This window comes from Nocardia sp. NPDC051787 (genome assembly GCF_040681325.1).
In the GTDB taxonomy this organism is placed as follows: Bacteria; Actinomycetota; Actinomycetes; order Mycobacteriales; family Mycobacteriaceae; genus Nocardia.
Genome location: NZ_JBFAYO010000075.1, coordinates 1 through 2,245, shown reverse-complemented (window position 1 = coordinate 2,245; position 2,245 = coordinate 1). Strand labels below are relative to the sequence as shown.

Annotated in this window: 1 protein-coding gene; it reads left to right on the top strand. The window is 66.1% G+C overall.

The annotated features are described in order from the left end of the window. Positions 1-2,245: carbon starvation CstA family protein (locus tag AB0M45_RS33800; protein WP_364337554.1), on the top strand; the 2,245-nt coding region annotated here is incomplete at its 3' end.

Genomic DNA, 2,245 nt, shown 5'->3' with positions numbered 1-2,245 from the left:
ATGGCGACAATCGAATATCTGCGGACCGATCCCGATCTGCCGCCTGTCGGCGTGGTCGACAAGTCCCCGATCACTCCGGCCAAGAAATTGGTCTTCGCCGGGATCGCTGTTCTGGGTGCGGTCGCCTGGGCGGTGCTGGCGATCTCGCGTGGCGAATCGGTCAACGCGGTGTGGATCGTGATCGCCGCGGTGTCCACCTACATCATCGCGTATCGGTTCTACGCCAGGTTCATCGAACGCAAGATCACCAAACCGCGTGACGATCTGGCCACGCCCGCCGAAATCCTGGAGAACGGCAAGGACTACATGCCGATGGACCGCCGCGTGCTCTACGGGCACCATTTCGCCGCCATCGCGGGCGCGGGTCCGCTGGTGGGTCCGGTGCTGGCCGCGCAGATGGGCTACCTGCCGGGGACCATCTGGATCGTGGTCGGTGTGGTGCTGGCCGGGGCGGTGCAGGACTATCTGGTGCTGTGGGTGTCGATGAAGCGGCGCGGTCGCAGTCTGGGGCAGATGGCCCGGGACGAGCTGGGCGTGATCGGCGGCTGGGCGGCCATCGTCGGCATTCTCGTGATCATGATGATCTTGCTCGCGGTGCTCGCGCTGGTGGTGGTGAACGCGCTCGCGCACAGCCCGTGGGGCGTCTTCTCCATCGGCATGACGATCCCGATCGCGCTGTTCATGGGTGTCTACCTGCGGTTCCTGCGGCCGGGCAAGGTCGGCGAGGTGTCCGCGATCGGGTTCGGTCTGCTGCTGGCGGCCATCGTGGCCGGGGGCTGGGTGTCGGAAACCGCGTGGGGCAGCGACTGGTTCACCCTCTCGCCGGTGACCATCTCCTGGCTGCTGATCGCCTACGGCTTCTTCGCCTCGGTGCTTCCGGTGTGGTTGCTGCTGGCGCCGCGGGACTATCTGTCCACCTTCATGAAGGTCGGCACGATCGTGCTGCTCGCGGTCGGCATCCTGATCACACTGCCGGTGCTGCAAGCCCCGGCGGTGTCGAGCTTCGCCGGTTCCGGCAAGGGTCCGGCGTTCGCGGGGTCGCTGTTCCCGTTCCTGTTCATCACCATCGCCTGCGGCGCACTCAGCGGTTTCCACGCGCTGGTCTCCTCCGGAACCACACCGAAACTTTTGGAGAAGGAATCCCACGCCCGCATGATCGGCTACGGCGGCATGCTGATGGAATCGTTCGTCGCGGTCATGGCCATCATCACCGCCTCGATCATCGACCAGCACCTGTACTTCGCGATGAACGCCCCCGTCGGGCTCACCGGCGGCACCGCGGACAAGGCCGCCGCCTACACCAACAGCCTCGGCCTCCCCGGTCCCCCCACCACGCCCGCGCAGCTGAGCCAAGCCGCCACCGACGTCGGCGAAACGACCATCATCTCCCGCACCGGCGGCGCGCCGACGCTGGCGGTCGGCATCTCCGAGGTGTTCCACCAGTTCCTCGGCGGGGCGAGCATGAAGTCGTTCTGGTACCACTTCGCCATCATGTTCGAGGCACTGTTCATCCTCACCACCATCGACGCGGGCACCCGGGTGGCGCGGTTCATGCTGTCGGACGCCCTCGGCAACTTCGGCGGGGCAGCCAAGAAGTTCCGTGACCCGTCCTGGCGGGTCGGAGCGTGGCTGTGCTCGGCACTCGTGGTCGCCGCGTGGGGATCGATCCTGCTGATGGGTGTCACCGACCCCCTGGGCGGCATCAACACCCTCTTCCCGCTGTTCGGCATCGCCAACCAGCTGCTCGCGGCGATGGCGTTGACCGTGGTACTGGTGATCCTGGTGAAGAAGGGCCTGACCAAATGGGCCTGGATTCCCGGCATCCCGCTGGCCTGGGACCTCGCGGTGACCATGACCGCGTCCTGGCAGAAGATCTTCTCCGCCGACCCGAAACTCGGCTACTGGAAACAACACAGCATCTGCCAGGCCGCCCAAAACGCCGGGAAACTCTGCCTGACCGCGAAGACCCCCGACGACATGAACGCGATCGTCCGCAACACCTTCATCCAAGGCACCCTGTCGATCGTGTTCGCCGCACTCGTGCTGATCGTGGCGGTCGTCGGCGCGGTCGTCGCCCTCCGCGCCTGGCGCTCCGGCCAGACCACCACCTCCGAAACACCAGAGGAACCGTCGAAGCTCTTCGCGCCCAGCGGATTCATCGCCACCGCGGCGGAGAAGGAAATCCAGAAACAATGGGACGAACTGATCGCGACCGGACAAGTACGCGCACCCGGCGCGGCACACG